The 25,730-nt window shown below is 67.5% G+C and carries 19 protein-coding genes and 2 pseudogenes; 7 read left to right on the top strand and 14 right to left on the bottom strand.

Features of this window, described 5'->3' with window-relative positions; all coding sequences use genetic code 11:
• Positions 1–1,219: PPE family protein (locus tag A5696_RS00510; protein WP_082968867.1), on the bottom strand; the 1,219-nt coding region annotated here is incomplete at its 3' end.
• A gap of 38 nt (positions 1,220–1,257) precedes the next feature.
• Positions 1,258–2,988: an amidohydrolase family protein gene (locus A5696_RS00505; RefSeq protein WP_067871734.1), complete on the bottom strand. Its 1,731-nt coding sequence runs from the start codon at positions 2,986–2,988 to the stop codon at positions 1,258–1,260.
• A 54-nt stretch (positions 2,989–3,042) separates the two neighbouring features.
• On the opposite strand from A5696_RS00505, the gene A5696_RS00500 reads away from it, so the two are divergent.
• Complete coding sequence (locus tag A5696_RS00500; RefSeq protein ID WP_067871731.1) at positions 3,043–3,558, top strand: mycothiol transferase; 516 nt, start codon at positions 3,043–3,045, stop codon at positions 3,556–3,558.
• An 11-nt stretch (positions 3,559–3,569) separates the two neighbouring features.
• Positions 3,570–4,424 carry a hypothetical protein gene (locus tag A5696_RS00495; RefSeq protein ID WP_067871728.1) on the top strand — a complete coding sequence of 285 codons (855 nt, stop codon included), beginning with the start codon at positions 3,570–3,572 and terminating at the stop codon, positions 4,422–4,424.
• 6 nt (positions 4,425–4,430) lie between these two features.
• On the opposite strand, the gene A5696_RS00490 is transcribed toward A5696_RS00495, so the two are convergent.
• From A5696_RS00490 to A5696_RS00445, 10 genes are all read right to left on the bottom strand, one after another.
• Positions 4,431–5,126 carry an anti-sigma factor domain-containing protein gene (locus tag A5696_RS00490; protein WP_067871725.1) on the bottom strand — a complete coding sequence of 232 codons (696 nt, stop codon included), beginning with the start codon at positions 5,124–5,126 and terminating at the stop codon, positions 4,431–4,433.
• Entirely contained in the window at positions 5,123–5,668 is a 546-nt protein-coding gene (locus A5696_RS00485) for a sigma-70 family RNA polymerase sigma factor (RefSeq protein ID WP_067871722.1), read from the bottom strand. Before A5696_RS00485 ends, A5696_RS00490 begins: the two co-directional genes overlap by 4 nt.
• Positions 5,669–5,689: 21 nt before the next feature.
• On the bottom strand, positions 5,690–6,481 hold the full coding sequence (locus tag A5696_RS00480; protein ID WP_067871719.1) for a DUF1295 domain-containing protein: 792 nt from the start codon (positions 6,479–6,481) through the stop codon (positions 5,690–5,692).
• Between the two features lie 47 nt (positions 6,482–6,528).
• Positions 6,529–8,214 carry a cytochrome c biogenesis protein DipZ gene (locus tag A5696_RS00475; protein ID WP_067871716.1) on the bottom strand — a complete coding sequence of 562 codons (1,686 nt, stop codon included), beginning with the start codon at positions 8,212–8,214 and terminating at the stop codon, positions 6,529–6,531.
• Between the two features lie 26 nt (positions 8,215–8,240).
• Positions 8,241–11,123 (bottom strand): RND family transporter, encoded by a 2,883-nt coding sequence (locus tag A5696_RS00470; protein WP_067871713.1) that lies wholly within the window; start codon positions 11,121–11,123, stop codon positions 8,241–8,243.
• Positions 11,120–11,542: an MmpS family protein gene (locus A5696_RS00465; RefSeq protein WP_067871710.1), complete on the bottom strand. Its 423-nt coding sequence runs from the start codon at positions 11,540–11,542 to the stop codon at positions 11,120–11,122. The genes A5696_RS00470 and A5696_RS00465 overlap by 4 nt, the downstream gene beginning before the upstream one ends.
• A gap of 307 nt (positions 11,543–11,849) precedes the next feature.
• The gene (locus A5696_RS00460; RefSeq protein WP_231964175.1) at positions 11,850–12,203 is read right to left on the bottom strand and encodes a hypothetical protein; all 354 of its coding nucleotides are present in this window, start codon (positions 12,201–12,203) and stop codon (positions 11,850–11,852) included.
• A 172-nt stretch (positions 12,204–12,375) separates the two neighbouring features.
• Positions 12,376–12,834 (bottom strand): DUF5078 domain-containing protein, encoded by a 459-nt coding sequence (locus A5696_RS00455; RefSeq protein WP_067871707.1) that lies wholly within the window; start codon positions 12,832–12,834, stop codon positions 12,376–12,378.
• Positions 12,835–12,900: 66 nt separating this feature from the next.
• Positions 12,901–13,815 carry a crotonase/enoyl-CoA hydratase family protein gene (locus A5696_RS00450; RefSeq protein ID WP_067871704.1) on the bottom strand — a complete coding sequence of 305 codons (915 nt, stop codon included), beginning with the start codon at positions 13,813–13,815 and terminating at the stop codon, positions 12,901–12,903.
• A gap of 7 nt (positions 13,816–13,822) precedes the next feature.
• The gene (locus A5696_RS00445; RefSeq protein WP_067871701.1) at positions 13,823–14,134 is read right to left on the bottom strand and encodes a hypothetical protein; all 312 of its coding nucleotides are present in this window, start codon (positions 14,132–14,134) and stop codon (positions 13,823–13,825) included.
• 183 nt (positions 14,135–14,317) lie between these two features.
• On the opposite strand from A5696_RS00445, the gene A5696_RS00440 reads away from it, so the two are divergent.
• Positions 14,318–15,592 (top strand): hypothetical protein, encoded by a 1,275-nt coding sequence (locus A5696_RS00440; RefSeq protein ID WP_067871740.1) that lies wholly within the window; start codon positions 14,318–14,320, stop codon positions 15,590–15,592.
• A 4-nt stretch (positions 15,593–15,596) separates the two neighbouring features.
• Here A5696_RS00440 and A5696_RS00435 read toward each other — a convergent pair whose 3' ends face one another.
• On the bottom strand, positions 15,597–15,839 hold the full coding sequence (locus A5696_RS00435) for a hypothetical protein (protein WP_067871698.1): 243 nt from the start codon (positions 15,837–15,839) through the stop codon (positions 15,597–15,599).
• Between the two features lie 149 nt (positions 15,840–15,988).
• Between A5696_RS00435 and A5696_RS00430 the strand changes: the two genes are divergently transcribed.
• The 3 genes from A5696_RS00430 to A5696_RS00420 all read left to right on the top strand — a co-directional run bounded on the left by A5696_RS00430 (position 15,989) and on the right by A5696_RS00420 (position 24,768).
• Entirely contained in the window at positions 15,989–19,159 is a 3,171-nt protein-coding gene (locus A5696_RS00430; protein WP_067871693.1) for an adenylate/guanylate cyclase domain-containing protein, read from the top strand.
• The gene (locus A5696_RS00425; RefSeq protein ID WP_067871690.1) at positions 19,156–21,825 is read left to right on the top strand and encodes an adenylate/guanylate cyclase domain-containing protein; all 2,670 of its coding nucleotides are present in this window, start codon (positions 19,156–19,158) and stop codon (positions 21,823–21,825) included. The genes A5696_RS00430 and A5696_RS00425 overlap by 4 nt, the downstream gene beginning before the upstream one ends.
• A gap of 279 nt (positions 21,826–22,104) precedes the next feature.
• Complete coding sequence (locus A5696_RS00420) at positions 22,105–24,768, top strand: adenylate/guanylate cyclase domain-containing protein (RefSeq protein WP_067871687.1); 2,664 nt, start codon at positions 22,105–22,107, stop codon at positions 24,766–24,768.
• Position 24,769: 1 nt separating this feature from the next.
• Here the strand turns inward: A5696_RS00420 and A5696_RS00415 are convergent.
• Positions 24,770–25,660 (bottom strand): annotated as a pseudogene (locus A5696_RS00415) (prolyl oligopeptidase family serine peptidase); the annotation flags it as partial.
• Here A5696_RS00415 and A5696_RS28995 point away from each other — a divergent pair.
• Positions 25,655–25,730: pseudogene (locus A5696_RS28995) on the top strand (hypothetical protein); the annotation flags it as partial. The pseudogenes A5696_RS00415 and A5696_RS28995 overlap by 6 nt on opposite strands.

Below are 25,730 nucleotides of genomic sequence, written 5' to 3'. Positions count from 1 at the left end.
ACGTGGGGCCGGCCGCGCGGCCGGCGACGGCGTTCGCGGCGCTCGATTGGACGCTGCCGGCAAGTGCGCTCGCGTCCGTCGGAGCGGCGACGGCGCCGGCCGGGCTGAGCATCGCCGCGTTCGCCAGGCTCGCGTTCAGTCCGCCTGTGCTCACGGCCGAGTTGAGCAGGCTCGAGCTGAGGTTGGCCGCCCCGACGCCGCCCGTCATGTAGTTGCCGGAGTTGAGGAGGCCGGCGTCCTGGGCGCTGTGCGGGGCCAAGCCGTTGTCCATGAAAAAGCCCGTGTTCGCGTTGCCGCTGTTGAAAAAGCCCGCGTTGACCGACCCCGAGTTCAACAGGCCGGTGTTGGACGTGCCCGCGTTCCCGATGCCGAAGTTACCGGTGCCGGAGTTGAAGAAGCCGATGTTATTGCTGCCGGAGTTGAAGAAGCCGATGTTGCCGGTGCCGGAGTTGAAGCCGCCGAAGCCGATCTGATTGTTGCCGGTCAGCCCGATCCCGAAGTCGTTGCTGCCGCTGTTGCCGAAGCCGAAGTTGTTATTACCGAAGTTACCCAGGCCGAAGTTGTTGTTCCCGGAATTTCCGGATCCGACATTTAAGTTGCCGCTGTTTCCAAATCCCAGGTTTGAATTGCCCAGCGAAAGGCTAAGTGGACCGAATCCGATTTTCCCGTTGTTGAAGTTGAAACCCAGCTTTTGCAGGACCTGCTGCCAGGGCGCCAATTGTGCGGCCGCCATGGACGCGTCGGCGTGATACCCGAACATCGCGGCCACGTCGGCGGCCCACATCGCCTCGTAGGCGGCCTCGGTGTCCATGATCGCCGGGACGTTGAACCCGAACCAGTTGGTGGCCGCCAGCGCCTTCACCAGGGCGCGGTTCGCCGCCACCACCGCGGGCTGGACGGTGGCGGCCACCGCGGACTCGAAGGCGGCCGCGATGGCCGCGGCCTGGCTCGATGCCGCCTCGGCCTGTGCGGCGGCGGCGCTGAGCCAGCTCACATACTGGGTCGCGACGGTCATCATCGCCGCGGCCGACGCGCCCTGCCACGAGCCGTTGGCCAGATCCGAGGTCACCGAAAAGAAGGACGACGCCGACGACGCAAGGTCCTCGGCCAACCCATCCCAGGCTTCGGCCGCAGCAAGCAGCGGTGCCGCACCCGGCCCGGCGAAAATTAGTGCCGAGTTGATTTCAGGCGGCAACCACGCAAAATGCGGGCTCGTCACTGACCCAACTTAACCGGGAAGGGCCGCCCTTCGTGGCGTTATCGGCCAGGTACGGGCGTGGGCTTTCGGCCGCGGACCAACTTGCCCGGCCGGGCGTCGGTCGGAACGCCATTTTCAGCAATTATTTCTCCGGAAACGATGGTTGTCACGTATCCTTCGGCGGTCTGGTCCAGGCGCCGCCCGCCGGCGGGCAGGTCGTGGCGGATCACCGGCTTGTGCAGCCGCAGCGCGGCGTGGTCGATGACGTTGAGGTCGGCCTTGTAGCCGACGGCGATCCGGCCGCGGTCGCCCAGCCCGGCCACCCGCGCAGGCACGGAGGTGAGCTCGCGCACGGCCTCGGCCACGGTGAACCTCCCGGACTTGCGGTCGCGCGCCCAGTGCGCCAGGAAGTACGTCGTGTAGCTGGCGTCGCAGATCATCCCGTAGTGGGCGCCGCCGTCGCCCAGGCCGAGCACCACGTCGTCGCGGTGCAGCAACTTCCCGACGGTGTCCAGCGAGTTGTTCTGCAGGTTGCTGGTCGCCACCAGCAGCATGGCGCGGCCGTCGTCGTCGAGCAGCCGGTCGTAGGCCTCCTCCATCGGATCCACCCCCCGGGCCCGGGCGCGGGCGCCGATGCTGGTCGACGGGTCGGGCTCGTAGTCCGGCTCGTCGCCCAGCGGGTAGATCCAGTCCCACATCTGGGCCACGTACAGAATCGGGTGGCCGACGCCGGGCTTGTCGGCCAGGATGCGGGCGCGGACCTCGGGCTTGCGCATCTCGGCCACCCGCTCGGCCAGCGGGAGGTGGGCGATCTCGCGGTAGCTGGGGTACAGCACGAAGGGGTTGGCGCTCAGCTGCAGCCCGATGATCAGACCGATCGGCCGCGGCAGCAGCTGCGCGGTGATGTCGCCTCCCGCCGCGTTCGCCTTCTCGATCATCGTGATGGCGTCCTCCCACGTCGGGTCGCCGGAGTTTGCGACGACGAGGGTGAAGGTGACCGGCAGGTGCAGGTCCTCGGCCACGTCGAACACCGTCTGCAACACGGGCTGGTAGCCGCCGGCGGGAATGTCCGGCACGAACTGCAGCAGCCCGCCGCCGGCGTCGACGACGCCCTTGGCGATCTCCTCGATCTCCTCCCGTGCGGCGTCGTAACTCGGTATCGGCGAACCGCTTTCGGTCTTGTGGATCGTCAACCGCGACGACGCGAAGCCCAGCGCGCCGACCTCGATCGCCTCCTTGGCCAGCGCCCGCATCCGGGCGAGGTCCTCGGCGGTGGCCGGCTCCCGGTCGGCGCCGCGCCGGCCCATCACGTACACCCGCAGCGGCGAGTGCGGAAGGTAGGCGGCCACGTCGATGTCGCGTTTGCCCGCGTCCAGCGCGTCCATGTATTCGGGGAAGGTTTCCCAGTTCCACGGCAGCCCGTCGGTCATCACGACGCCCGGGATGTCCTCGACGCCGGCCATCACGTCGACGAGCACGTCGTGGTCTTCCTGGCGGCAGGGGGCGAAGCCGACCCCGCAGTTGCCCATCACCACCGTGGTCACCCCGTTCGCCGACGACGGGGTCAGCCGCTCCGACCAGATGGACTGGCCGTCGTAGTGGGTGTGCAGGTCGACGAAGCCGGGCGTGACCAGCAGCCCGGTGGCGTCGATCTCGCGGCGGGCCCCGTCCCCGTTCACGGATCCGACAGCCTCGATCACGCCGTCCCTCACCGCGACGTCGCCGACGTACGGCTCACCCCCCAGCCCGTCGACGATGGTGCCGTTGCGGATGACGAGGTCGTAGGTCATCTAAATAATCTACGACCGTGCCGGTGGGTCGTGCCAGGCTCTAGTGTCGCTGGTATGGCCAACGCTGACGCCGCCACCCAGGAACTGCTTCGCGACGCCTTCACCCGGTTGATCGAACACGTCGACGAGCTCGCCGACGGGCTGACCGACGAGGTGTCGGACTACCGCCCGACCCCGAACGCCAACAGCATCGCCTGGCTGATCTGGCACAGCGCGCGCGTGCAGGACATCCAGCTGGCGCACGTGGCCGGCGTCGAGCAGGTGTGGATTCGCGACGGCTGGGTGGACCGGTTCGGGCTGGACCTGCCGCGCAACGACACCGGCTACGGGCACGGCCCCGACGAGGTGGCCAAGGTGAAGGCGCCCGCCGAGCTGCTGAGGGGCTACTACCACGCCGTACACAAGCTGACCCTCGAATACATCGCCAGCGTGACCGCCGACGAGCTGGCCCGCGTCGTCGACACCAACTGGGACCCGCCGGTGACGGCCGGCGCGCGGCTGGTGAGCATCATCGACGACTGCGCCCAGCACCTCGGCCAGGCCGCTTATGTGCGGGGGATCGCCCCGTAGGGTCTCAAGGCGTGCGATCGGCGGTGACGGCGCTGTTGTGGCTGGCGACGACCGTTGCCCTGGCCGCGGCGATCCCCGCGGCGTGGCTACAGCTCAACGTCATCGACGAGGCCGGCTACGCCAGGCTGGCGCGAGAAGCCGCGGGCGACCCCGCCCTGCAGTCGGCCATGGCCTCCGAACTGGCCACCCGGGCGATGGCGCTCATCGCGGAACGGGGCGGGGGCCGCTACCCCGTGGACGGCGCGCGGGTGCACGACGTCGCGAGTGCCTTCACGGCCGGGCCCGGGTTCCCGCCGCTGTTCGCCCAGGCGAACCGGGCGGCCCATGCCTGGTTGTTCACCGACCCGCCCCCGGGCCGGACCGGCAACCAATGGGTGATCGACGTGGCCCCGATGCTCGACGACAGCGCGTTCCGGCAGGTGTTGAGCGGCCACGACGTCACGGTTCCCGCCAACCTCACGGTTCCGCTGACGGTGTCGATGCCCGCGTCGCTGCGGCAGGGCAGGCTGAGCCGGCTGGCGACCTGGGGCCCCGGTGTGAGCATCGGCGCGGCGGCCCTCGGCGGTTTGTTCGCGCTGCTGACGCTGGCCGCCGCGCGCCGCCGCGGCAAGGCCCTGAGCGCGCTGGGGGTCTCGGCACTGCTCGTCGGGGCGGCCGGCTGGGCGGGCATCGAGGCGGGTCGCCGCCACATCGACGACGCGCTGAACCGCACCACCGGGGACATCCGCCAGATCGCCGAGGTGATGGTGGCCCACGCCGAGGCCGGCCTGCGGCACTGGCTCGACCTGACGCTGGTCGCCGGCGTGGTGCTGGTCGGGCTGGGTGTGCTCGTCGCGATCGCGGGCGGCCTCGGGAAGAAGGCCTAGCATCCCTCAGCTGAGAGGCAGCTCGGCGAGCATCGGGCCGGTCGGCTGCGGCGACCCGTTGCCCGGTTCGACGGTGAACGCGAGCGCCTTCGAGGCTCCGATGTTGGTGAGCGTGTCTTTCGTCGATGGCAACACCGCCGCGGTGCCCATGGTCCCCGCCGAGGTCGGGCCGTTGGCACCGATCAGCCACATCTGATAGACGGTGCCCGGCGACGGCGGTGGCACGTTGTTCATCACCAGCACGGCCGCGTTGCGGTCGCGGGAGAACATCACCGTCGCGGTCCCGTTGGCCAGCGGGCGCGAGACCGTCTGCACGTCCGGGGCGGCCAGCACCTGCTCGGCCATCGACGGCTTCGCCGGCGAACGCGTCACCACCCCGACGCCGAACGCCGCGGCGCCCACCACGACCGCCGCCGCCGCGGCCAAAACGATTCTGCGCCAACCGATCTGGCGGGCGCTGGCCGGGGTTGCAGCGGACAGCGTGGCCGCCCGCAGATGCGCCGGCGGTTCGGTCGCCGTCGCGGCCGACAGGACCGCCATCGTCTCGCGCACGGCGCGGACCTCGTCGTGGAAGGCCGTCGCCACCGGCGCCGGCGCGGCGGCGATCCGCCGGTCGATCTCGGCGCGTTCCTCGTCCGAGACGGCATGCAGGGCATAGGGCGTGGCGAGCTCGAGCAGTTCGAAATCGGTTGGTTCGGTCATGGCACGTCCAGGCAGTTACGCAGGCCGCGCAGCCCGTCGCGGATGCGCGACTTGATCGTCGACAGGTTGGCGGCCAACCGCTGCGACACCTCGCTGTAGGTCAGCCCCTGGTAGTAGGCCAGCTCGATGCACTGGCGCTGGGCATCGCTCAGCGCCTCCAGGCATTGGGCCACCCGGCGGCGCTCGTCGCCGGCGAGCGCCGAGTCGGCCACGACATCACTCGCGGTTTCGGCGCTGGCCGCACCGTAACGCGATTCCCGCCTGCTGCCCGCCTGTTCGGCGCGCACCCGGTCGACGGCCCGCCGGTGCGCCATGGTCAGCAGCCAGGCCAGGGCCGACCCTCGGGCCGGGTCGAACTGCGACGCCGTGCGCCACACCTCGAGGTAGATCTCCTGGGTGGTTTCTTCGCCATAACCCGGATCACGCACCACCCGTGTCACCAGTCCGTACACCCGTGCTTTGGTCAGGTCGTAGAGGGTCGCGAAGGCGGCGTTGTCGCCGCGCGCGACCTGGTGCAGCAGTGCGTCGAGCTCGGTGCTCATCGCCCGGTAGCCTATCGCCCCTCATCGCAGCCCCGATCGAGGCGGGCGGGGGAAGAAAAACGCTGTCCTTTCCCGGTATTCGTCGAAGCCGGGACGGCCGGCCATCAGCTTCTCGGTCAGCCGCGCCCCGCTGACGTGCATCAGGAAATACGTCATGAGCAACGGCGAGCCGACCGTGGCCAGCGCCCACCATCCGTTGAGGGTGATCAGCCACAATCCCCACCACACCGCGGCGTCGCCGAAGTAATTCGGGTGGCGGGTCCAGGCCCACAGGCCACCGTCCAGCACCACGCCGCGGTTGGCCGGATCGGATTTGAAGGCGCGCAGCTGCCCGTCGCCGACTGCCTCGAACGCGAAGCCCACCAGCCACACGGCCACGCCCACCACCGCGACGGCGGTCAGCGGTTCCGGCGTGGGACCGGTCACCGCGGACAGTTGCAGCGGGAACGACACGAACCAGCCGATGAAGGCCTGCAGCACAAAGACTTTCCGCACGACCTGGGCGACCGTCGCACCGCGCAGCAGGGCGGCGTACCTGGGGTCCTCGCCCTTGCCCGCCGTCTTGCGTTGGATGTGCCAAGCCAGCCGCAGCCCCCAGATCGCCACGAGTGCGAGCAGCAGCCAGCGCCGGGTCGCGGGCCCGCGGCCCAGCGCGGCTGCGACGCCGGCGATGGCCACGAAGCCGAGGCCCCAGGCCACGTCGACGACGTTGTAGCGCCCGATCCGCCGGGCGACCGCGAACGTGACCGTGTGCACGACGGCGAGCACCACCGCCGAGGCGGCGGAGACCTGGAGCAGGTTCGTCAGATTCATCGTCGACCTCCATGAAGTTATTCGAAGCCGCCGGCGACCCGGACTGCTCAGCCGAATGTGAACGAAAACACCTGCAGGCCCTTGCCGACCCGCATGTCGAGCTGGTCGCGGCGCGCGACGTCGCCGGCGTCGTTGCCGGCTATCTGATGCAGGGTGGGTGGGCCGCCGATGGTCGTGGTGGCCGTCCGGCCGCCCCTGGTCACGGTGATGGTGCCGGTGCCGCCGCCGACGACGTAGACGTCCTTGCCGGTGTAGTTGAGCCGGATGGCGGCGTCGTCGCTGTCGGCGGTGGCGCCCTGGTCGTCCAGCGTCCACCGGCCGTGCAGGGCGAACCGGTCGTCGGGCAGCGTCGCCGGGTAGGCGAACGTGGCGGTGCCGGCCCGGTACGGGCCGTCGCCGCCATAGTTGACGGCCCTGCCCGCGCCCAGGTAGGTCTCCGGTGTGAGCCTGGTGTGCGGGGTGGTGTCGACCGTGTTGGTCGCGCCCGGCAGCGTGGCGCCCGACGCATCGGTGAGCAGTTCGCGAATCAGCCGTTCGGTGCCGTCGTAGTCGCCCTCGCCGAACTTGGTGTGGCGCACCGCCCCCCGGGCATCGATGAGGTATTCGGCGGGCCAATACAGGTTCTGATAGCTGTTCCACGTCGCGTAGTCGTTGTCCAGCGCGACGGGGTAGCCGATGTGCAGCGCGGCGGCGCCGCCGGCCACGTTGCCGGGGACCCGCTCGAACGCGTACTCCGGCGTGTGCACCCCGATGACCACGAAACCGCTGTCGCGATACCGGTTGTACCAGTCGACCACGTGCGGGATCGCCCGCTGGCAGTTGATGCAGGAGTACGCCCAGAAGTCGATCAGGACCACCTTGCCGCGCAGCGACGCGAGGTCGATCGGGGCTCCGCCGGGAGTGTTGAGCCACTGGGTGATCCCGGTGATGGCGGGCGCCGGTCCGCACTGCTGCAAGGCGGCAGCGCCGTCAGTGCAGTCGGCCAGCTGACCCGCGGGCGCGGTGCCGGCTGCCAGCTTCTGCCGAATCCCGTTGGCGCCGAAGCCCTTTTGCAGGGCAGCGGTGTAGTCGGGCACGGCGCGCTGCAGCGCGGCGGGCAGGTTGAAGACCAGGGCCACCGCCAGCAGGATCATCGCGATCCCGCCGGCGACCCGAATCCCGCGCTGCCGGCGGCGAAATGCCCCGACGCGCTCGGCGACGCGCCGCCCGGCCAGCGCGAAAACCAGCAGCGGCAGCGCGGCGCCGATCGCGAACGCCGCGGTCAAAACCAGGATCGGTGGGCCGATGCGGGCGGTCCCGCCGGCGACCACGATGGCGGCCAGCACCGGCCCCGCGCACGGCACATACAGCGCTCCGAGTGTCAGACCGAGCGCGAAACCCGTTCTGTTCGAGCCTAATTCGCGTTGCGGGAGGCGGGCAAAGGGCCGCTCGATCAGATGCTGCAGGGGCGGGAAGATCAACCCGAGCCCGATCAGGGTCAACGTCACCAGGGCCGCCCACCGGATCGCGTCCTGCGGCAGGTGCATTGCCGAGAGCAGGGCCGAACCGGCCAGCGTGACCGTACTGAAGCTGAGGACCAGGCCCGCGATCACCAGATACGGGCGGCCCGCGCGGGTGCCGGCCCCGTCGCTGCTCACGCCGGAGAAGAAGACCACCGGAAGGACCGGCAGGATGCACGGCGAGATGCCGGTGACCAGACCGCCGAGGAAGCCGATGAGCGCGATTGTTCCCATGACAGCTATTCGGAGCCGGCCGGCGGTTAGTCGGTGTAGGCGAGCGAACGGGGCGCGGCCGGCTGCGGCGAGAAGCGGGGCGGGCGGGAACGCACCCGGATCGGCCACCAGAACCAGCGCCCCAGCAGGGCGGCGATGGACGGGGTCATGAACGCGCGCACGATCAGCGTGTCGAACAGCAGGCCCAGCCCGATGGTGGTGCCCACCTGGCCGATGATCCGCACGTCGCTGACGGCCATCGACGCCATGGTGAACGCGAACACCAGCCCGGCGTTGGTCACCACCTTGCCGGTGCCGCCCATCGACCGGATGATGCCGGTGTTCAGGCCGGCGTGAATCTCCTGCTTGAACCGCGAGACCAACAGCAGGTTGTAGTCGGATCCCACCGCCAACAGCACGATGACCGACATCGCCAGCACCAGCCAGTGCAATTCGATGCCGAGGATGTGCTGCCAGAACAGCACCGACAGCCCGAACGAAGCGCCCAGCGAAATGGCCACCGTCCCCACGATGACCGCGGCGGCGACCAGGGCGCGGGTGAGGATCAGCATGATGATGAAAATGAGGCACAGCGAGGAGATTCCGGCGATCACCAGGTCCCACTTTGCGCCGTCGGAGATGTCCTTGAAGACCGCGCCCGTCCCGGCCAGATAGATCTTCGCGTCCTCCAAGGGCGTTCCCTTGATCGACTCTTCGGCGGCGGTGCGGATCTTGTCGATGCTCGCGATGCCCTCGGCCGACGCGGGGTCGCCGCGATGCAGGATGATGAAGCGCGCCGCGTGCCCGTCCGGGGACAGGAAGCTGTTCATCGCGCGCCGGAAGTCCTTGTTCTTGAACACCTCCGGCGGCAGGTAGAACGAGTCGTCGTTCTTGGACGCGTCGAAGGCGTGGCCCATCGCCGTGGCGTTGTCACTCATCTCGTCCATCTGGGCGAAGATCCCGGACATGGTGCTGTGCATGTCCAGCATCATGGTCCGCATGTTCTCCATGGTCTCGATCATCGGCGGGAACTGCGCGACCATCTGCGGCATCAGCCGATCCAGGTCCTTGATGTCACCGACCAGCGTGTTGAGCTTGTCGGTGATCTGATCGACCCCGTCCAGCGCGTCGAAAATCTGGCGGATCGACCAGCAGATCGGGATGTCGAAACAGTGCCTCTCCCAATAGAAGTAGCTGCGGATCGGCCGCCAGAAGTCGTCGAAGTCCGCGATGCGGTCCCGCAGCTCGTTGGTGATCTGCTGCATCTCGACGGTGTCGCCGACCATGCGGTGCGTGGTGGCCACGAGCTGCGTCATCAGCTCGTACATCCGTCGCATGTTGGCGATGGTCTTGGTCATCTCGTCGGCCTGCTTGAGCATGTTGTTCATCTGGTCGCGCTGGTATTTCATGCTCTGCATCTGGCCGGCGCTCTGCATGCTCATCTGGAACGGAATCGACGTGTGGTCCATGGTCGTTCCGTCGGGCCGGGTGATCGCCTGCACGCGCGAGATGCCCGGGACCCGGAAGATGCCCTTGGCCAGCCTGTCCAGCACCAGAAAGTCGGCCGGATTGCGCATGTCGTGGTTCGACTCGATCATCAGGATCTCCGGCTTCATCCGGGCCTGTGAGAAGTGGCGGTCCGCGGCCATCAGGCCCTCGTTGGCGGGGATGGAGCCGGGCAGGTACTCCCGGTCGTTGTAGTTGGCCTTGTAGCCCGGCAGGGTCAGCAGGCCGACCAGGGCGACCGCGCACGTGACGGCCAGGATCGGCAGCGGCCAGCGCACCACGGCGGTTCCGATCCGCCGCCAGCCGCGGACCCCGATCTTGCGCTTGGGGTCGAACACGCCGAACCGGCTGCCGACGGTGAGCACCGCCGGGCCCAGCGTCAGCGCGACCGCCACGGCGACGAGCATGCCCACGGCACAAGGGATTCCGAGCGTCTGGAAGTACGGCATCCGCGCAAAGCTGAGGCAGAACGTCGCCCCGGCGATCGTCAGACCGGAACCCAGGATGACGTGCGCCGTCCCCCGGTACATCGTGTAGAAGGCGGCCTCCCTGTCCTCGCCGGCCTGCCGGGCCTCCTGGTAGCGGCCGATGATGAAGATGCCGTAGTCCGTGCCCGCCGCGATCGCCAGCGAGGTCAGCAGGGACACCGCGAAGGTGGACAGCCCGATCAGTCCGGTGTGGCCGATGAGTGCCACGGCTCCCCGCGCCGCGGTCAACTCGAAGCCCACGGTGACCAGCAGGAGGACCACGGTGACGATCGACCGGTAGACGAACAGCAGCATGATGAGGATCACCGCGACCGTCGTCAACGTGATCCTCGCCGTGGACTTGTCGCCGCTGTGGTGCAGGTCCGCGGTGAGCGCCGCCACCCCGGTGACGTAGGCCTTGACCCCCGGCGGCGGCGGCACGCTGTTCACGATTTTGCGCACGGCGTCGACGGATTCGTTGGCCAGCGGCTCGCCCTGGTTACCGGCGAGGTTCACCTGGACGGTCGCGGCCTTACCGTCGTTGCTCTGCGCGCCGGCGGCCGTGAGGGGGTCGCCCCAGAAATCCTGGACGCTCAGCACGTGCGCCTTGTCGTCGCGCAGCTTGCGAATGATCGAGTCGTAGTACCGGTGCGCGTCGTCGCCCAGGGGCTGGTCGCCCTCCAGCACGATCATCGCCGAGCTGTCGGTCTCGCCTTCGTTGAAGGCGTGCCCGATGTGCTTCATGGCCTGGAACGACGGCGCGTCCGTGGGGCTCAGCGACACCGATCGTTCCTGCCCCACCACCTCCAGCGACGGGACGAGCACGCTGAACACGACCGCCATGCCGACCCAGAACAGGATGATCGGCACCGAAAGGCGGTGGATTGTCCTTGCGAGCAACGGCCTTTCGGCATGGGCGTCGGGGACGTCGGAGTTGAAGAACCGTTGTGTCGTCATGCGGACTTCACCACGCAGAAGGTGTAGGCGCGGACCTCGTTGGAGATCCGCTCGGCCTTGACCACGTCGTCGACCGTGATGCGACAGCCGACGCTATCGCCGCTGGCGCGCGCCATGAGGTTTCCCATCACGGCGGCCTTGTCGGTGGTGATGCGCAGCGACCACGGCAGCGGCGCGCCGTCGACGCGGGTGGGGTCGCCGTTGACGTCGAAGTAGCTGATGTCCGCGGTGGTCCCCGGCGGCCCGAAGACCTCGTAGACGATCCGTTTGGGGTTGAACGGCTTGGGGTTCTGCAGGTTGCTGTCGGCATACGATTCGCGCTTTTCCGAGCCGAAGTAGCCGTGGACCCGATAGACGATGAATCCACCGATCACCACTACCGCCAGGATGACCAGTGGGATCCACGTCCGGGACAGCACCTTGAAAATCTGGGATCCCTTTCAGCGGTCGGGCATTTCTGTGGGCGGATCGCCGCGCTGCGCCCGTCCGCCCGGCACACGGTTCCGCGGTACCAGCGCAGCCAAGGCTTACCTAAGTAAATCATGGCCCGTCGTCGCCCGGACGGGACCGTTGATCCTTCCCCTCGCGGCTGGAGTGTAACGCATATCACGTGCGTAACGACGAAAAGGGCCGTTGATGTGGCCCCGGGAGCCGGCGCCGGGCAGCAACGGCCCACCGGCCGACACGGATCGGTTGCGGGCGAGCTCCCCGCACTGCTGACGATCGTCAGGCGTACGTGCGCAGCTGCACCATCTTGCGCATGACGTCGCTGAGCTTGTGCACCGGAGCCCCGCACGTCAGGCAGTAGCCGCCCGGGCAGCGGTTGATCCTGTCCACCTGCTGCAGGACCTGGGCCTTGAGCCGGCGGACGCAACCGATGCACAGGATCTCGACGATGTTCCCGGACGGGTCGAGGTTCGGGCGGTTGCATTGGTCCACGGCGTGCCGGTAGACGATGTGTGTCGCCCTGTTGGTGCACCCGGTCTCGGATTGGCAGGTGATCTCGAGCCAGTCGAGCGCCGCCAGCGCGTCAGACTGGGGGTCGACGACGCTCATCGCGTCCTCGCTGGGGCGCAGCATCCCGGCATGAGCATGATGTAAGTCCTGGTTGACTCTGGTCGCACGGACTGGCGTCCCCGCGTGAGCGGAATACCAGTCGAGAACTATTGATTTGTCCCCAAACTTCGGGGAAAAAGCGATTCCCGACAGTCGCAGAGTCTAAGCTCGATGGCCGATAAAGACCAGGGTCGATCTACGACCAGTTCCACACCGACATGTCGCCGGGCGGGTACTGGTTGCACACATCGGTGGCCTTGGCGACGACGCCCTTGTTGTTGAAGAAGATCTTCATGTGATTGACCCAGGCGAATGTCAGCGGATCGCCATTGTAGAAGTTTTCGGAATAATTCCTGCGGTCCGCCGGTGACAGCGAGTAAAACCAATGCGCCTTGTCGATAACCGCCTGTTGCAGGTTGGCGTGGTTGTTGAAGTCGATCATGTACCGCTGGTAGTAGACCGGGCTGGTATCCCGGACGGCGGCCAGGTACTGCTCGGCGTCGCAGGTGGTCGCGATCTGTCGGCGGGGAACCGGAAAGTCTTCCGTGGAATCGGCCGCGGCGGTCTTCGGGAAGGTCGCAGCGGCGATGCTGAGAGCGACGAAAAGAGCAACAAGAACAACGCCTGCACGCAGGGCGGAACTCAGCCGAGACATAGTTGTTACCGTAGCACTTTCGGGCCCCGGATACAGCGGCCCCGCCCATGTTCGTAGCCCATCTCACTATCCGTCCCGATCAGCGATGATGACGTGCGTGGGATCCGGCCGCAGCTCCGGCGGGGCCTGGCTGTAATCGCCGAAAGGGCCGTCGCGGCGCTCGACCGCCGCGCGCACGCCGCGCGTCTGGGCGGTCTCGATGAACTCCAGCGCGTCGGGGGTGTTGCGCATCAGGCCGTCGAGGATGCCGCCCAGCGTCTGGGTCGAGGCCAGGCCCATGTTCTCGTAGGCCTGGTTGACGATCAGCTTCTGCGCCCGCAACTGCGACAGCGGGATCTGCGCCAACTCCGCGGCGATCTCGGCGACGCGCGCCTCGAGCCGCTCGAACGGCACCGCCTCGTTGATCAGCTCGACCTCCGCGGCCTGCACGCCGGTGAGCGGCCGGCCGGTCAGCGAGTGCCACTTCGCCTTGGCCAGGCTGAGGCGATACAGCCACATGCCGGTCAGGTAGGCGCCCCACATCCGGCTGTACGGGGTGCCGATCACGGCGTCTTCGCTGGCGATCACGAGGTCGGCGCACAGCGCGTAGTCGCTGGCCCCGCCGACGCACCAGCCGTGCACCTGGGCGATCACCGGTTTCGAGGCCCGCCAGATCGCCATGAACTTCTGCGTGGGCCCGGTCTCGCGGGCGCTGACCATCGCGAAGTCCTTGCCCGGATCCCACCTGCCGTCGGTCATCATGGCCTCGCCCCACTGCTGGAAGCCGCCGCCGAAGTCGTACCCGCCCGAGAAGGCGCGGCCGGCGCCGCGCAGCACGATCACCTTGATGCCCTGGTCCCGCTCGGCCAGCCCGACGGCCGTCTCGATCTCGTCGGGCATGGGCGGAACGATGGTGTTGAGGTGCTCGGGCCGGTTCAGCGTGATGGTGGCAACCGGGCCGGCCGTCGTGTACAGCAGGGTTTCGAAGTCGGGAGTCGGCATGGCTTCCTCACGGATCGGGCTGGCGGTTTTCCGGCGACGACGCATAGATTCGCCCGCCGATCTTCAGGTAGGGCGTCGTCAGGTAGGCCGAGAAGACGACCACCGCGGAGAAGATCGCCGCGACCACGACGGCGTTGGGCCAGACCTTGCCCACCCCGGCGGCGAAACTGACGATGCCGATGATCGACGTGGCCCAGTAGAACCGTCGTCCGGCGCGGCGGTCCTTGATGAAGCGGTAGCGCGCCTGGGCCGCCCCGGCCAGGACGAAGATCAGTCCGGTCGCCAGCAGGGTGAGCTCGATGCGTTCGATCGCCGACACGTCGACGATCCTAGGGCCGGTTCACCCGCGGCAGCCGTCGCCGTGCAGCCAACCCTGACAAAACGCGGTCTTCGGGCCGGCGGGTAGCATTTCCCACCAGGTGGGGGGTGTAGGAAAGGTCTGCCAGTGGGCGGGGCGGCGTTCGAGCGTCACCGGTTGCCGGCGCTGATCCGTCAGGGCCCGATGGGCAAGGTTTTCGCGACGGCGGCGGCGGTCGTGATAGCGCTCGCCCCGTTCTGGGTGTCGGCCGCGACGTCCGGTGTGGCACGGGCGGCGCCGTGTGCCGGTGACGGGTCAAACCCGGTGTCCTGCCAGAACTGTCTGGTTTACGTGCAGTCCTATGGCACGTCGAACGTGTGCTACAGCGCCGCGCCGCCCCACCCGGTCCAGCCGCCGAGCCGGGCGCCGGTGTGGTCTTCGGAGCCCCTGCCGGAGCCGGCTCCGCTGGTGCCCTCGCCGGTGCACACGCCCGAGGTCGTTCCGCCGAGTCCGTCGCCCCCGACCGCGGTGCCGGCGCAGACCCCGAAGCTCAACCCGGGGGCGGGCGGCGTGCCGAGAAACGCTGCGTTGGTGGCGCCGCCGAAGGGTCTGGATGCGTCCCCGCAGGCGGTCGCGGACGCCAGGGCCGCACCGGCGACGCGGATCAACCCGGCCAGCCCGCTGGAGCCGCCGAGCCAGTTGTACGACTTCGCCCACCGGGTGCAGAACGTGGTCGACGCCCAAAGCGACAACGTCGACGTGGTCAAGGCCGACAACCAGGAACTGGTGCGCCCCCGGCATTGGGAGTACGTCGACTACGACGACAACCACCGCCCGGCCCTGTACAACCCGCTCAGCGAGGCGATGACCTTCCGTTACCTCTACGACGGCGCATACCGGGAGGTGTTCGTGCCGGCGGGTGGCCGGATCGTGCTCGACGTCGCCGCCGCCGGCTTGTTCCCCTTCACCGCGGTCGGCTACAGCCACGTGGCGTCGGGCAGCTTTTCCGGCGGGGCGTCGATACCGCCGCCGGGATCGGACGGCCCGCCGCCCTCGAACTACAGTCCGCCGACGCCGCCGGAGGTGTACCACGACGTCTCCGCCAACGTCGCCGCCGACAACCAGACCGTGGTGATCGGGCAGGTGCAGGTGGTGGGCCACGACGGCAGCCAGCCCGCGGCCAGCCAGGACACCTTCCTGCTCGACGACTCCACGCTGGCCTGGGGGCGCGTGAACGATCCGACCAGCCCCGCTCAGATCACCGTCACCAGGACCCAGTCGCTTCCGGCGGCCGGGCCGACCGACAACGGCAGCTACCTGGTGGCGCTGGCCACGCTCAAGGAGCCCACCCCACCCGCGGGACCGGCCTGGTGGCCCTCGGCGCTGAGCTATGGGGGGCTGGCGATAGCGGTGGGCCTGGTCGCGTCGATGATCAATCGCCGCAAGCGCAGCCCCGAATCGACCGCCGGCCGGCCCTGAGCCGCTACGGGTGATTCACGCAGAACGCCACGCACATGGCGTCGACGGGAATGGAAACCCACTGCGTTTGCCCGTCCGCCTGGCGCGCGCAGTAGATCGGGCCGGGGTTGCCCCACACCTTCGCGCCTTCCGGCGAGCATGGTTTGCCGAGGTCTGTGTCGGCGTGCGCGGGGCCACTTCCGAGGAGAATCGCGATCGGAGCGATCGCCGTCAATGCCGCCACCGCGGCGAACCTCGGTGCTCTCATGATCAACGCCCTCCTCGACCGCATCCGCTACATCGCCTTCGAGCTTAACGGCTCGCCGCGCCGAGCGTCCGCGACGACGGGCCCTGGTGGAAGTGGTTCAACGGGCTATCTTTAGAGGACGCGGGGGCCCGGGATTGGCGGAGAGTCGGGTGACGGCCATAGCAGCGTGCCGGACGTGTGGCGCCCAGCCTCTGGAAAATGCCCGGTTTTGCCACGGGTGTGGCTCCCCTTTGGAAGACGCCGGTATCCCGGCGGAGTACAAGCAGGTCACGGTGCTGTTCGCCGACGTAGTGCATTCGATGGACATCGGCGCGGCGGTCGGGGCCGAGCGGCTGCGTGAGATCATGGCCGACCTGGTCGACTGTGCTTCGGCGGTAGTGCAGCGGTATGGCGGCAGGGTGGACAAGTTCACCGGCGACGGCATCATGGCCGTGTTCGGCGCACCGGTGGCGTTGGAGGACCACGCCGTTCGTGCGTGTCTGGCGGCCTTAGGCGTTCAGGAGGAGGCCAAGCGGCTGGCCGTCGACGTCCAAGAGCGCGACGGTGTGGATCTGCAGTTGCGGGTGGGACTGAACTCCGGTGAGGTAATCGCCGGTGAAATCGGTTCGGGTGCACTGGGTTACACCGCCGTCGGTGAGCAGGTTGGTATGGCGCAGCGGATGGAATCGGTGGCACCGCCGGGCGGGGTGATGGTCAGCGGGTCGACAGCGAGACTGCTTGATGGTGCTGCGACTCTCGGTGAAGTTGAGCGTGTCCGCATCAAGGGCACCGATCAGCCACTCTGCGCACAGCGGCTGCTGGGCGTGCCGGAGGGGCATCACGCTGTCGGACGTGCTGAGTCGAATCTGGTCGGTCGGCGATGGGAGATGTCTGCCGTCGAGGGCCTGCTGGTGCGTGCCATCGACGGCCACGGGGTTGTGGTCGGCGTGGTCGGCTCACCCGGCATCGGTAAGAGCCGTTTGGTGCGCGAGGTAGCGGCGATGGCGGGTGGTCGCGGCGTGGAGGTGTTCACCACCTTCTGCGAATCGCACACCAGCCAGGTCCCCTTCCATGCCGTCGCACGGCTGCTGCGTGCCGTTGCGGGCGTCGAGGCTCTTGACGGGCAGACCGCTCGCGATCAAGTGCGCGACCGCGTTGCCGACGCAGATCCCGAGGACTTGCTGCTACTCGATGACCTACTGGGTATCGCCGACCCGAACGCTGCGTTGCCGGCCATCGATCCCGATGCCCGCCGGCGACGGTTGACCGCGCTGCTCAATGCCGCTTCCCTGGCTCGGAAAACGCCGGTGGTCTACGTCGTTGAGGACGTTCATTGGATCGACGAAGTCAGCGAGTCGATGATCGCCGACTTCCTCATCGTGATCCCGCAGACGCCGTCGCTGGTGCTGGCCACCTATCGCCCCGAATATCAGGGCGCACTCACGCGGGTGCACGGTGCTCAAACCATCGCCCTTGCGCCGCTGAGTGATTCGGAGACCGCGGCACTGGTCTGCGAGCTGCTAGGCCCTGATTCCGCCACTGCTGAGCTGGGCCGCAAGATAGCCGAGCGGGCCGCCGGTAACCCGTTTTTCGCCGAGGAGATCGTGCGCGAACTGGCCGAGCGCGGCGTGCTGCAGGGACAGACCGGCACATACGTGTCGACCGCAGACGTCAGTGCGGCCACGGTGCCTGCCACCTTGCAGGCGACCATCGCCGCTCGCATCGACCGCCTAAACCCTGGGGCTAAGCGCACCTTGTGCGCGGCGGCGGTCATCGGCTCGAAGTTCAGCCGGGACCTGTTGGAAACGCTGGGCATTGATCCCGTGATTGATGACCTGATGAGGGCACAGTTCATCGATCAGGTCACTTTCACCCGACAACCGGAGTTTGTGTTTCACCATCCGCTGATTCGGACGGTGGCCTACGAATCACAACTGAAGTCCGATCGCGCCGAGCTGCACCGGCGGCTGGCCGCTGCGATTGAATCCCACGATCCTGCAGCGGGAGATGAGAACGCTGCGCTGATCGCCGAGCATCTGGAGGCCGCCGGTGATTTACACGTTGCCTACGGCTGGCACATGCGCGCCGCAACCTGGGCGACCAACCGCGACATCAACGCGGCGCGGCTGAGTTGGCAACGCGCCCAGAAGATCGCAGACGCGTTGCCCGCCGCTGACCCAAGCCGGGCAGCCCTGTGCGTCGCCCCGCGCACCATGCTGTGCGGGACCGCCTGGCGAGTCCATGACCAGGTTGCCGGTGCTCGCTTCGACGAACTGCGGGAATTGTGTACCGCCGCCGGTGACAAGGCGTCACTGGCTATCGCCATGGCGGGGCTGGTGGTGGATCACGTGTATCAGGACAGGCTGCGCGAGGCGTCGCAGCTGGCATCCGAAGCCATGGCCCTCATCGAGTCGATCAACGATCCAACTTTGGCGGTGGGGCTGTCCACAGCGGCCATCTACGCCAAGCTTGAGTGCGCCGAGTCGTGTGACATGCTGCAGTGGTCACAAAGGGTCATCGATCTGGCTGACGGTGACCCATCTATGGGCAACTTCCTTGTCGGGTGCCCATTAGCGCTCGCCTTTGGGATGCGGGCTATTGCTCGATATTGCCTGGGTCGTTCCGGATGGCGCGACGACCAGCAGCAGGGCCTGGCCATGGCCCGTGATGCTGACCCTATGTCCTACACCTTGGTCGTCACTTATATCTACGGCGGAATTACGAATGGCGTTAACGAGCCCGACGATCCGGCGATGCGGGAGATTGAGGCTACTCTGCGGATTGCCGAACGGTCGGGCGATGACGATGGGTTGACCTTCGCCCGGATGACGCTGGGTCTTGCGTTGGTGCACCGCCACACGGTTGCGGAGCGTGATCGCGGACAGAAGCTCCTGGCCGAGATCAGCGACGTGTTCGTACGCCGGGGACACAATCTAGGCGAGTTGCCACTCGTCAATGTGTACGTGGCGCGGGAGAGGGCTCGGCGTGGAGATCGCGATGACGCCATACCGCGCATGCGTGCCGCCACCGACCATCTGTTCCGTTACGCACAGCTGCTGCTGTGGGGCATTCCGGCGACGGGTGTTCTGGTGCAGACACTGTTGGACCGCGGGGCCGAGGGCGATGTGACCGAGGCGGAGGCCGCGGTCGAGCGGTTGGCGACCGCGCCGGCCGATGAGGGTCTGGTGATACGTGACATTTGGCTGTTGCGGCTGCGGGCTCTCCTGGCGCGGGCTCACGGCGATATCGAGGTTTACGCGCGGTTCCGGGATCGCTACCGCGACATGGCGAAATCGCTTGGCTTTGAAGGGCATATCGACTGGGCCGAGGCGATGCCATGACGGCGGCTGCCCCTTCGGGGGTGGTGACGTTTTTGTTCACCGATGTCGAGGGTTCGACTCGCCGGTGGGAGGCCGACGCGCCAGCGATGCGGGCGGCGCTCGTCGTGCACGACAAGGTGTTGCGCACGGCGATCGAGGCGTATGACGGGTTTTTGTTCAGCCACACGGGCGACGGATTGGTGGCGGCCTTCGCGTCGCCGATGTCGGCCGTGAACGCCGCGATCGACGCGCAACGGGAGTTGCAGTTGCCGGTGCGAATGGGGATCGCGACGGGCGAGGCCGAGCTGCGTGACGGGGACTACTTCGGGACGGTGCTCAATCGCGCCGCACGCGTGATGGCCGCGGGGCATGGCGGGCAGATCCTGTTGGCCGACTCGACGGCGGTCCTGCTCAGCGGTGTGGATCTCATCGATCTGGGGCCGCGGCGGTTGCGGGATATCCCGACTTCGGTTCAGGTGTTCCAGGTCCAAGCGGAGGGCCTGCGCACGGACTTTCCGTCATTGCGGACCCTCGACCCGAGTCCGGGGAACCTCCGTCCACAGACCACAAGCTTCATCGGCCGCGAGTCGGAGGTCGCCGAGCTGCAGACAACGCTGAAAGCCCGCCGGTTGCTGACCTTGACCGGGGTGGGCGGGGTCGGCAAGACCCGTCTGGCATTGGAGGTCGCTGCGGGTGTGGCCGCTGAGTTCTCCGACGGTGTCTGGCTTTTCGAACTAGCGGCTGTCGCTGACCCGGCGGCGGTACCCGATGCGGTGGCTGCGGTGCTGGGCATCACTCAGCAACCGGGAAAGAACGTGAGCGAGTCGGTGGCCTCCGCGTTGGAGGGCCGGTCGCGGCTGTTGGTGTTCGACAACTGCGAGCACGTTGTGGACAGTGTCGCGGACCTGGTGGAGGCGATCCTGGCCGCCTCGGCGACCGTCACGATTCTGGCGACCAGCCGCGAAGGATTGGGGATCAGCGACGAACAGTTATGGCGTGTCCCGTCCCTTGACGTCAACTCCGGAACCGAATCCGGGGCCGTGAAGTTGTTCGTCGACCGTGCCCACCGTGTGGTGGCGGACTTCTCGCAGGACCAGCCCGGCGAGGCGGACGCGGTGGTGGAGATTTGCCGCAGACTCGACGGGATTCCGCTGGCAATCGAGTTGGCGGCCTCGCGGATGGCGTCGATGACTGCCAGCGAGGTGCGGGATCGTCTCGATCACCGGTTTCGGCTGCTGGTCGGCTCGCGCCGCGGCCTGGCACGCCACTCCACTCTGCGCCACGCGGTGGCGTGGTCCTACGACCTGCTCGACGAGCCGGAAAAGGCTCTGCTGGAACGCTGTTCGGTTTTCGCTGGCGGATTTGACCTCGAAAGCACCTGCGCCGTAGCGGGTTTCGATGACTTCGCGACCCTGGATCTGTTGGACGCGCTGGTGCGCAAGTCGCTGCTGGTGGCTGATCGGTCTTCGGGGCGGACCCGGTTTTCGATGCTTGAGACGATCCGCCAGTTCGCCGAGGAACAGCTCGTCGCCCGCGGCGAAGCGTCCAAGCTTCGGGCCGCCCACTCGCGGTACTTCGCCGGGCGCGAAGACGACATCCTGGCTCTGTGGGACAGTCCCCGCCAACGCGAGGCCTACGACTGGTTCGCAATCGAATTCGCGAACCTGCGTACCGCATTTCGGTGGGCCACCGACCAGGGTGATCTGGACACCGCCGCGATCATCGCCACGTATTCGGCGTTGCTCGGCATTGCGGTCGAAAATTACGAGCCGATAGTCTGGGCCGAAGAACTCATCGAACCCGCCCGCGTCGCCGACCACCCCCGGCTCGCGTTCCTTTACGTGATGGCAACGCGGTGCTGCCAGGTTGGTCGGACCGAGGACGGCGTCCGCTACGCCGACGCCGCCCAGCTGGTGATCGCCAGTGGCCGGTACCAAGCGGTGCCGTTCGGCCTCAAGACCATGCTTGGCCTTGCGTATCTGCACATCGGCCGACCCGAACGGGCGGTCGAGTGGAGCCGCGCCCAGCTCGCACGCGGTCGCGACACCCATACACTCATAAGGCAATCTCTGATCCTCTCACTGACGCTCGCCGGTTCCCATGACGAAGCGATAGCCGCCGCGAGCGGCCTGATCGACGCCGCCGAGGCCACCCACAACCCCTTTGTGCTCTCGCTCGCGCTTTACGTCCATGACCACCTTTACGCCCACCACGGCGCCGCCTTCCGTGATGCCGATCTGGAGGCCGTGCGTCGGGGCCTGGTGATCGCCCAGGACAGCGGCAACCGTGCCACCGAGTCACTACTGGCGGTCAGTCTGTGCCGCCTCGAGGCCGTATACGGCGACCTGCTGGCCGCGCTCGACTACATCACGCTGGCGATCCGCACTTACCACGACGCGGGCAACAACACCTCCGTGCGCGGCGCCCTCTCGATCCTCGCCGCCGTGTTCGACAGGCTCGGACGCTACGAACCAGCGGCCACCATGGCCGGGTTCGCGGTCATCCCCTACACCGCAATGCTTGCTGAGTTCAACACCCTGATCGCCCACCTGCGCGATGTCCTCGGCGACCCGACCTATGAATCGCTCGCTTGTACGGGTGAGACGATGACCACCGCCGCCATGGTGACCTACGCGTACGACCAAATCGACCAGGCCCGAACAGAGTTGAGCGCAGACTCGAAGTAGGTGTAGATTGAGGCTCTCAAGACTTTGTGTCGGAATCACCGTGAACGCCAACAGCCCTTCTGGAAGTGGTCAGCCGGCTATCGTTCGAGGACGCCTAACGGGGGGCCCCGGATTGCCTGAGGGTCGGGTGACGGCCACAGCAGCGTGGCGGTCGTGTCGCTCTGATTGTGCAGCGCACGCTCGGTCTGTTCACGCCTGCGTTGCGCCAGCCCCCGACGGTGATGCCCACGCGAAAACGCTTGGCTGCGAAGGGCACATCGCGTGGGCCGAGGACATGCCATGACGGCCGCTGCCCCTTCAGGCGTGGTGACGTTTCTGTTCACCGATATCGAGGGGTCAACGCGCCGGTGGGAAACCGACGCGAATGGAATGCGGGCAGCGCTGGCCGCCCATGACGAGGCGTTGTGCTCTGCGATTGAGACACATGGCGGTTTTCTGTTCAAGCACACCGGTGATGGCGTTTGCGCGGCGTTCGCCTCGCCCAGATCGGCGGTGGATGCGGCGGTGGCTGCGCAGCGGGCGTTGGAGTTGCCGGTGCGGATGGGGATTGCGACCGGCGAGGCCGAGCTGCGAGACGAGGACTACTTCGGCACGGTGCTCAATCGAGCCGCACGCGTGATGGCCGCCGGGCATGCCGGACAGATCCTGTTGGCCGACTCGACGGCGGTTCTACTCAACGGGATTGATCTCATCGATCTGGGACCGCGTCGGTTGCGGGATATCCCGAGTTCGGTTCAGGTGTTCCAGGTCCAAGCGCCCGGTCTGCGCACGGAGTTTCCGTCGTTGCGGGCGCTGGATGTGGGTTCGGGAAACGTGCGGCCTGCGCTGACCAGTTTCATCGGGCGTGAGTCCGAGGCCGGCGAAGTGCAAGTCGCGGTCAAGGCTCATCGATTGGTCACGTTGACCGGTGTGGGCGGAGTCGGCAAGACTCGGCTGGCGCTGGAAGTGGCGCGGCGGCTGAGTGATGAATTCCCCGACGGAGTGTGGCTTTTCGAGCTGGCCGCGGTGACCGATCCGGCAGCGGTCCCCGACGCGGTCGCCGCGGTGCTGGGGATCACCCAACAGTCCGGCCGCAGCGTGGCCGAGAGCGTGGCCGCCGCCCTGGAGGGCAGGGTGCGGCTGCTGGTGTTCGACAACTGTGAACACGTGCTGGTGGCAGCCGCGGATCTGATAGAGGCGATTCTCGCGCAATCGGCAACTGTCCGAGTCCTCGCGACGAGTCGCGAAGGACTAGGAGCCCCCGACGAGCAACTGTGGCCGGTGCCGTCGCTGGACGTCGGTGGGGGGATCGACTCTGCCGCAGTCGATCTGTTCGTCGAACGCGCCCGCAGTGTGGCCCCGCACTTTTCGATCGACAAGCCCGATGAGGCGGCCGCGGTGGTGGAGATCTGCCGCCGCCTCGACGGCGTTCCGTTGGCCATCGAGTTGGCGGCCTCCCGGATAGCGGCCATGACCGCCGGTGAGGTGCGGGATCGCCTCGATCAGCGGTTCCGGTTGCTGGTGGGCGCGCGGCGCGGACTGGAACGCCACTCCACTCTGCGCCACGCGGTGGCGTGGTCTTACGACCTGCTCGACGAGCCGGAGAAGATGCTGCTCGACCGGTCTTCCGTGTTCGCCGACGGATTCGACTTGCAAAGTGCCTGCGCCGTAGCGGGTTTCGATGACGACTTCGCCACTCTGGATCTGCTGGACGCCCTGGTGCGCAAGTCGCTGCTGGTCGCTGACCGGTCTTCGGGGCGGACCCGGTTTTCGATGCTGGAGACGATCCGCCAGTTCGCCGAGGACCAACTCGTCGCCCGCGGCGATGCCTCAGAGATTCGCAACGCTCACGCCCGGTACTTCGCCGGGCGCGAAGCCGACATCCTGGCCCTGTGGGATAGCCCGCGGCAGCGTGAGGCCTACGAGTGGTTCATGATCGAGCTGGCCAACTTGCGCACAGCGTTTCGGTGGGGCACCGACAACGCCGACCTTGATGTCGCGGCCACTATCGCCACCTACGTGGGGTGGCTTGGCACTTGCCACCAGAGCTATGAGCCGGTGGCCTGGGCTGAAGAACTGATCGAGGCCGCCCACGCAGCCGGCCACCCCCGGCTGGCATTCCTGTACGTGATTGCGTCGCAATGCTACGCGACCGGACGGATCGAGGCGGCCCTCCGTTACTACGACGCCGGCCAGATCGTTCTCGGCAGGAGCCGCGAGGTGCTGCCGTACGGCATCGACGGCTGGCTTGGAGCTGTATACCTAGCCGTCGGGCAGCCCGAGCGGATGGCCGAATGGTGCCGCGCCCGGCTCGCGCGCCGCCGCGACGCCAATGCTGTCATCCGGTCAATACTTGTTATCGCCCTTGCATTGGCCGGTTCCAACGGGGAGGCAATGGACTGCGCGGACGGCCTCATCGAGGAAGCGGAGGCAGCAGGCAACCCCCACTGGCTCGCGTCGGCACTTGGTGCCTATGGTTCGGCTTGCCGTGACGCGAATCCTGTTGCAGCAATTCACGCCTTCAGCCGCGGCCTGATAATCGCTCAAGACAGCGGCAACCGCGCCAATGCGTCAATTCTTGCGGGATTTCTGGCACGACTCGAGTGCCGACACGGCGACAATGTGTCCGCATTCCATCACCTCACCCTGGCGATCCGCAACTACCACAATTCGGGCAATACTACGACGCTCCGCGGCCCACTGGCCGACCTCGCCGTTCTTTTCGACCGGCTCGGACGCCACGAACCGGCAGCCACCATCGCCGGGTTCGCGCTCAGTCCCCTCTCGGCATCAGCGGTCCCAGAAATCACCACTGCGATCACCCACCTGCGCGAAGTCCTCGGCGAGGCGACCTACGGATCGCTCGCCCGCAAGGGCGAGACGATGACCACCGCCGAGATGGTGGCCTACGCCTACGACCAAATTGACCAGGCCCAAATAGAATTGAACGAGATCTCGAAATAGATCAGCTGCGAGTCGTGCGACCGCTGGTCGAAGATGTGTCGCTGCTGGTCAACGTCCGCCAGAGGAACGCGTAGCTGAGGGCCGACTTGAACGCGACCTGCTCGTTGTCGGCGGCGCCGGCGTGGCCGCCCTCGATGTTCTCGTAGTACCAGACCGGCTGGTCTGCGGCTTCCAGGGCCGCCGTCATCTTACGGGCGTGGCCCGGGTGCACGCGGTCGTCGCGGGTGGACGTGGTCATCAGCACCGGCGGGTAGCGCCGGGTCGGCGAAACGTTCTGGTAGGGCGAGTATTCGGAGATGAAGGCCCAGTCGTCTGGGTTGTCCGGGTCGCCGTACTCGGCCATCCATGACGCCCCGGCCAGCAGCAGGTGGTAACGCCTCATGTCCAGCAGCGGCACGTCGCAGACCAGGGCGCCGAACTTCTCCGGGTACTGGGTCAGCATGATACCCATCAGCAGCCCGCCGTTGCTGCCGCCGCGGGCGCCCAGCTGCTCGACAGTGGTGATCCCGCGGTCCACCAGATCGGTTGCCACCGCGGCGAAGTCCTCGGCCACCTTGTGCCGGTGCTCGCGCATCGCCTGGGTGTGCCAGCCGGGCCCGTACTCGCCGCCGCCGCGGATGTTGGCCAGCGCGTAGGCGCCCCCGCGCGCCAGCCACAGCCGGCCCAGCACCCCGCTGTAGGCGGGGGTGTTGGCGGTTTCGAATCCGCCGTAGCCGCTCAACAGGGTGGGTCCGGGGCCGTCGGCCCCGTCTTCAGAGCTGCGCCGCACCACGAAGTACGGGATCGCCGTGCCGTCCTTGGATGTGGCGAATTGCTGTGCCACCGATAGCTTTTCGGCGTCGAAGAACGCCGGGGCGGACTTGATCGGCTCGAGTCGCGCGTCGGCGCCGCCGACGACAAAGGTGACGAATTCTTCCTCGATTCCAGCGGATTCGTCAGCCCGTCACGGCTGATGCGCGGCG

Source organism: Mycobacterium sp. E2699 (assembly GCF_001666745.1).
GTDB lineage: Bacteria > Actinomycetota > Actinomycetes > Mycobacteriales > Mycobacteriaceae > Mycobacterium.
This window is presented reverse-complemented; position numbering and strand designations above follow the sequence as displayed.

Excerpts from the sequence above, each read along its gene's own strand:
- A5696_RS00440 (WP_067871740.1), top strand. The coding sequence starts at position 14,318 with ATGGGCAAGGTTTTCGCGACGGCGGCGGCGGTCGTGATAGCGCTCGCC.
- A5696_RS00475 (WP_067871716.1), bottom strand. The coding sequence starts at position 8,214 with ATGGGAACAATCGCGCTCATCGGCTTCCTCGGCGGTCTGGTCACCGGC.
- A5696_RS00470 (WP_067871713.1), bottom strand. The coding sequence starts at position 11,123 with ATGACGACACAACGGTTCTTCAACTCCGACGTCCCCGACGCCCATGCC.
- A5696_RS00505 (WP_067871734.1), bottom strand. The coding sequence starts at position 2,988 with ATGACCTACGACCTCGTCATCCGCAACGGCACCATCGTCGACGGGCTG.
- A5696_RS00455 (WP_067871707.1), bottom strand. The coding sequence starts at position 12,834 with ATGTCTCGGCTGAGTTCCGCCCTGCGTGCAGGCGTTGTTCTTGTTGCT.
- A5696_RS00490 (WP_067871725.1), bottom strand. The coding sequence starts at position 5,126 with ATGACCGAACCAACCGATTTCGAACTGCTCGAGCTCGCCACGCCCTAT.
- A5696_RS00500 (WP_067871731.1), top strand. The coding sequence starts at position 3,043 with ATGGCCAACGCTGACGCCGCCACCCAGGAACTGCTTCGCGACGCCTTC.
- A5696_RS00425 (WP_067871690.1), top strand. The coding sequence starts at position 19,156 with ATGACGGCGGCTGCCCCTTCGGGGGTGGTGACGTTTTTGTTCACCGAT.
- A5696_RS00460 (WP_231964175.1), bottom strand. The coding sequence starts at position 12,203 with ATGCTGCGCCCCAGCGAGGACGCGATGAGCGTCGTCGACCCCCAGTCT.
- A5696_RS00420 (WP_067871687.1), top strand. The coding sequence starts at position 22,105 with ATGACGGCCGCTGCCCCTTCAGGCGTGGTGACGTTTCTGTTCACCGAT.
- A5696_RS00480 (WP_067871719.1), bottom strand. The coding sequence starts at position 6,481 with ATGAATCTGACGAACCTGCTCCAGGTCTCCGCCGCCTCGGCGGTGGTG.
- A5696_RS00435 (WP_067871698.1), bottom strand. The coding sequence starts at position 15,839 with ATGAGAGCACCGAGGTTCGCCGCGGTGGCGGCATTGACGGCGATCGCT.
- A5696_RS00450 (WP_067871704.1), bottom strand. The coding sequence starts at position 13,815 with ATGCCGACTCCCGACTTCGAAACCCTGCTGTACACGACGGCCGGCCCG.
- A5696_RS00485 (WP_067871722.1), bottom strand. The coding sequence starts at position 5,668 with ATGAGCACCGAGCTCGACGCACTGCTGCACCAGGTCGCGCGCGGCGAC.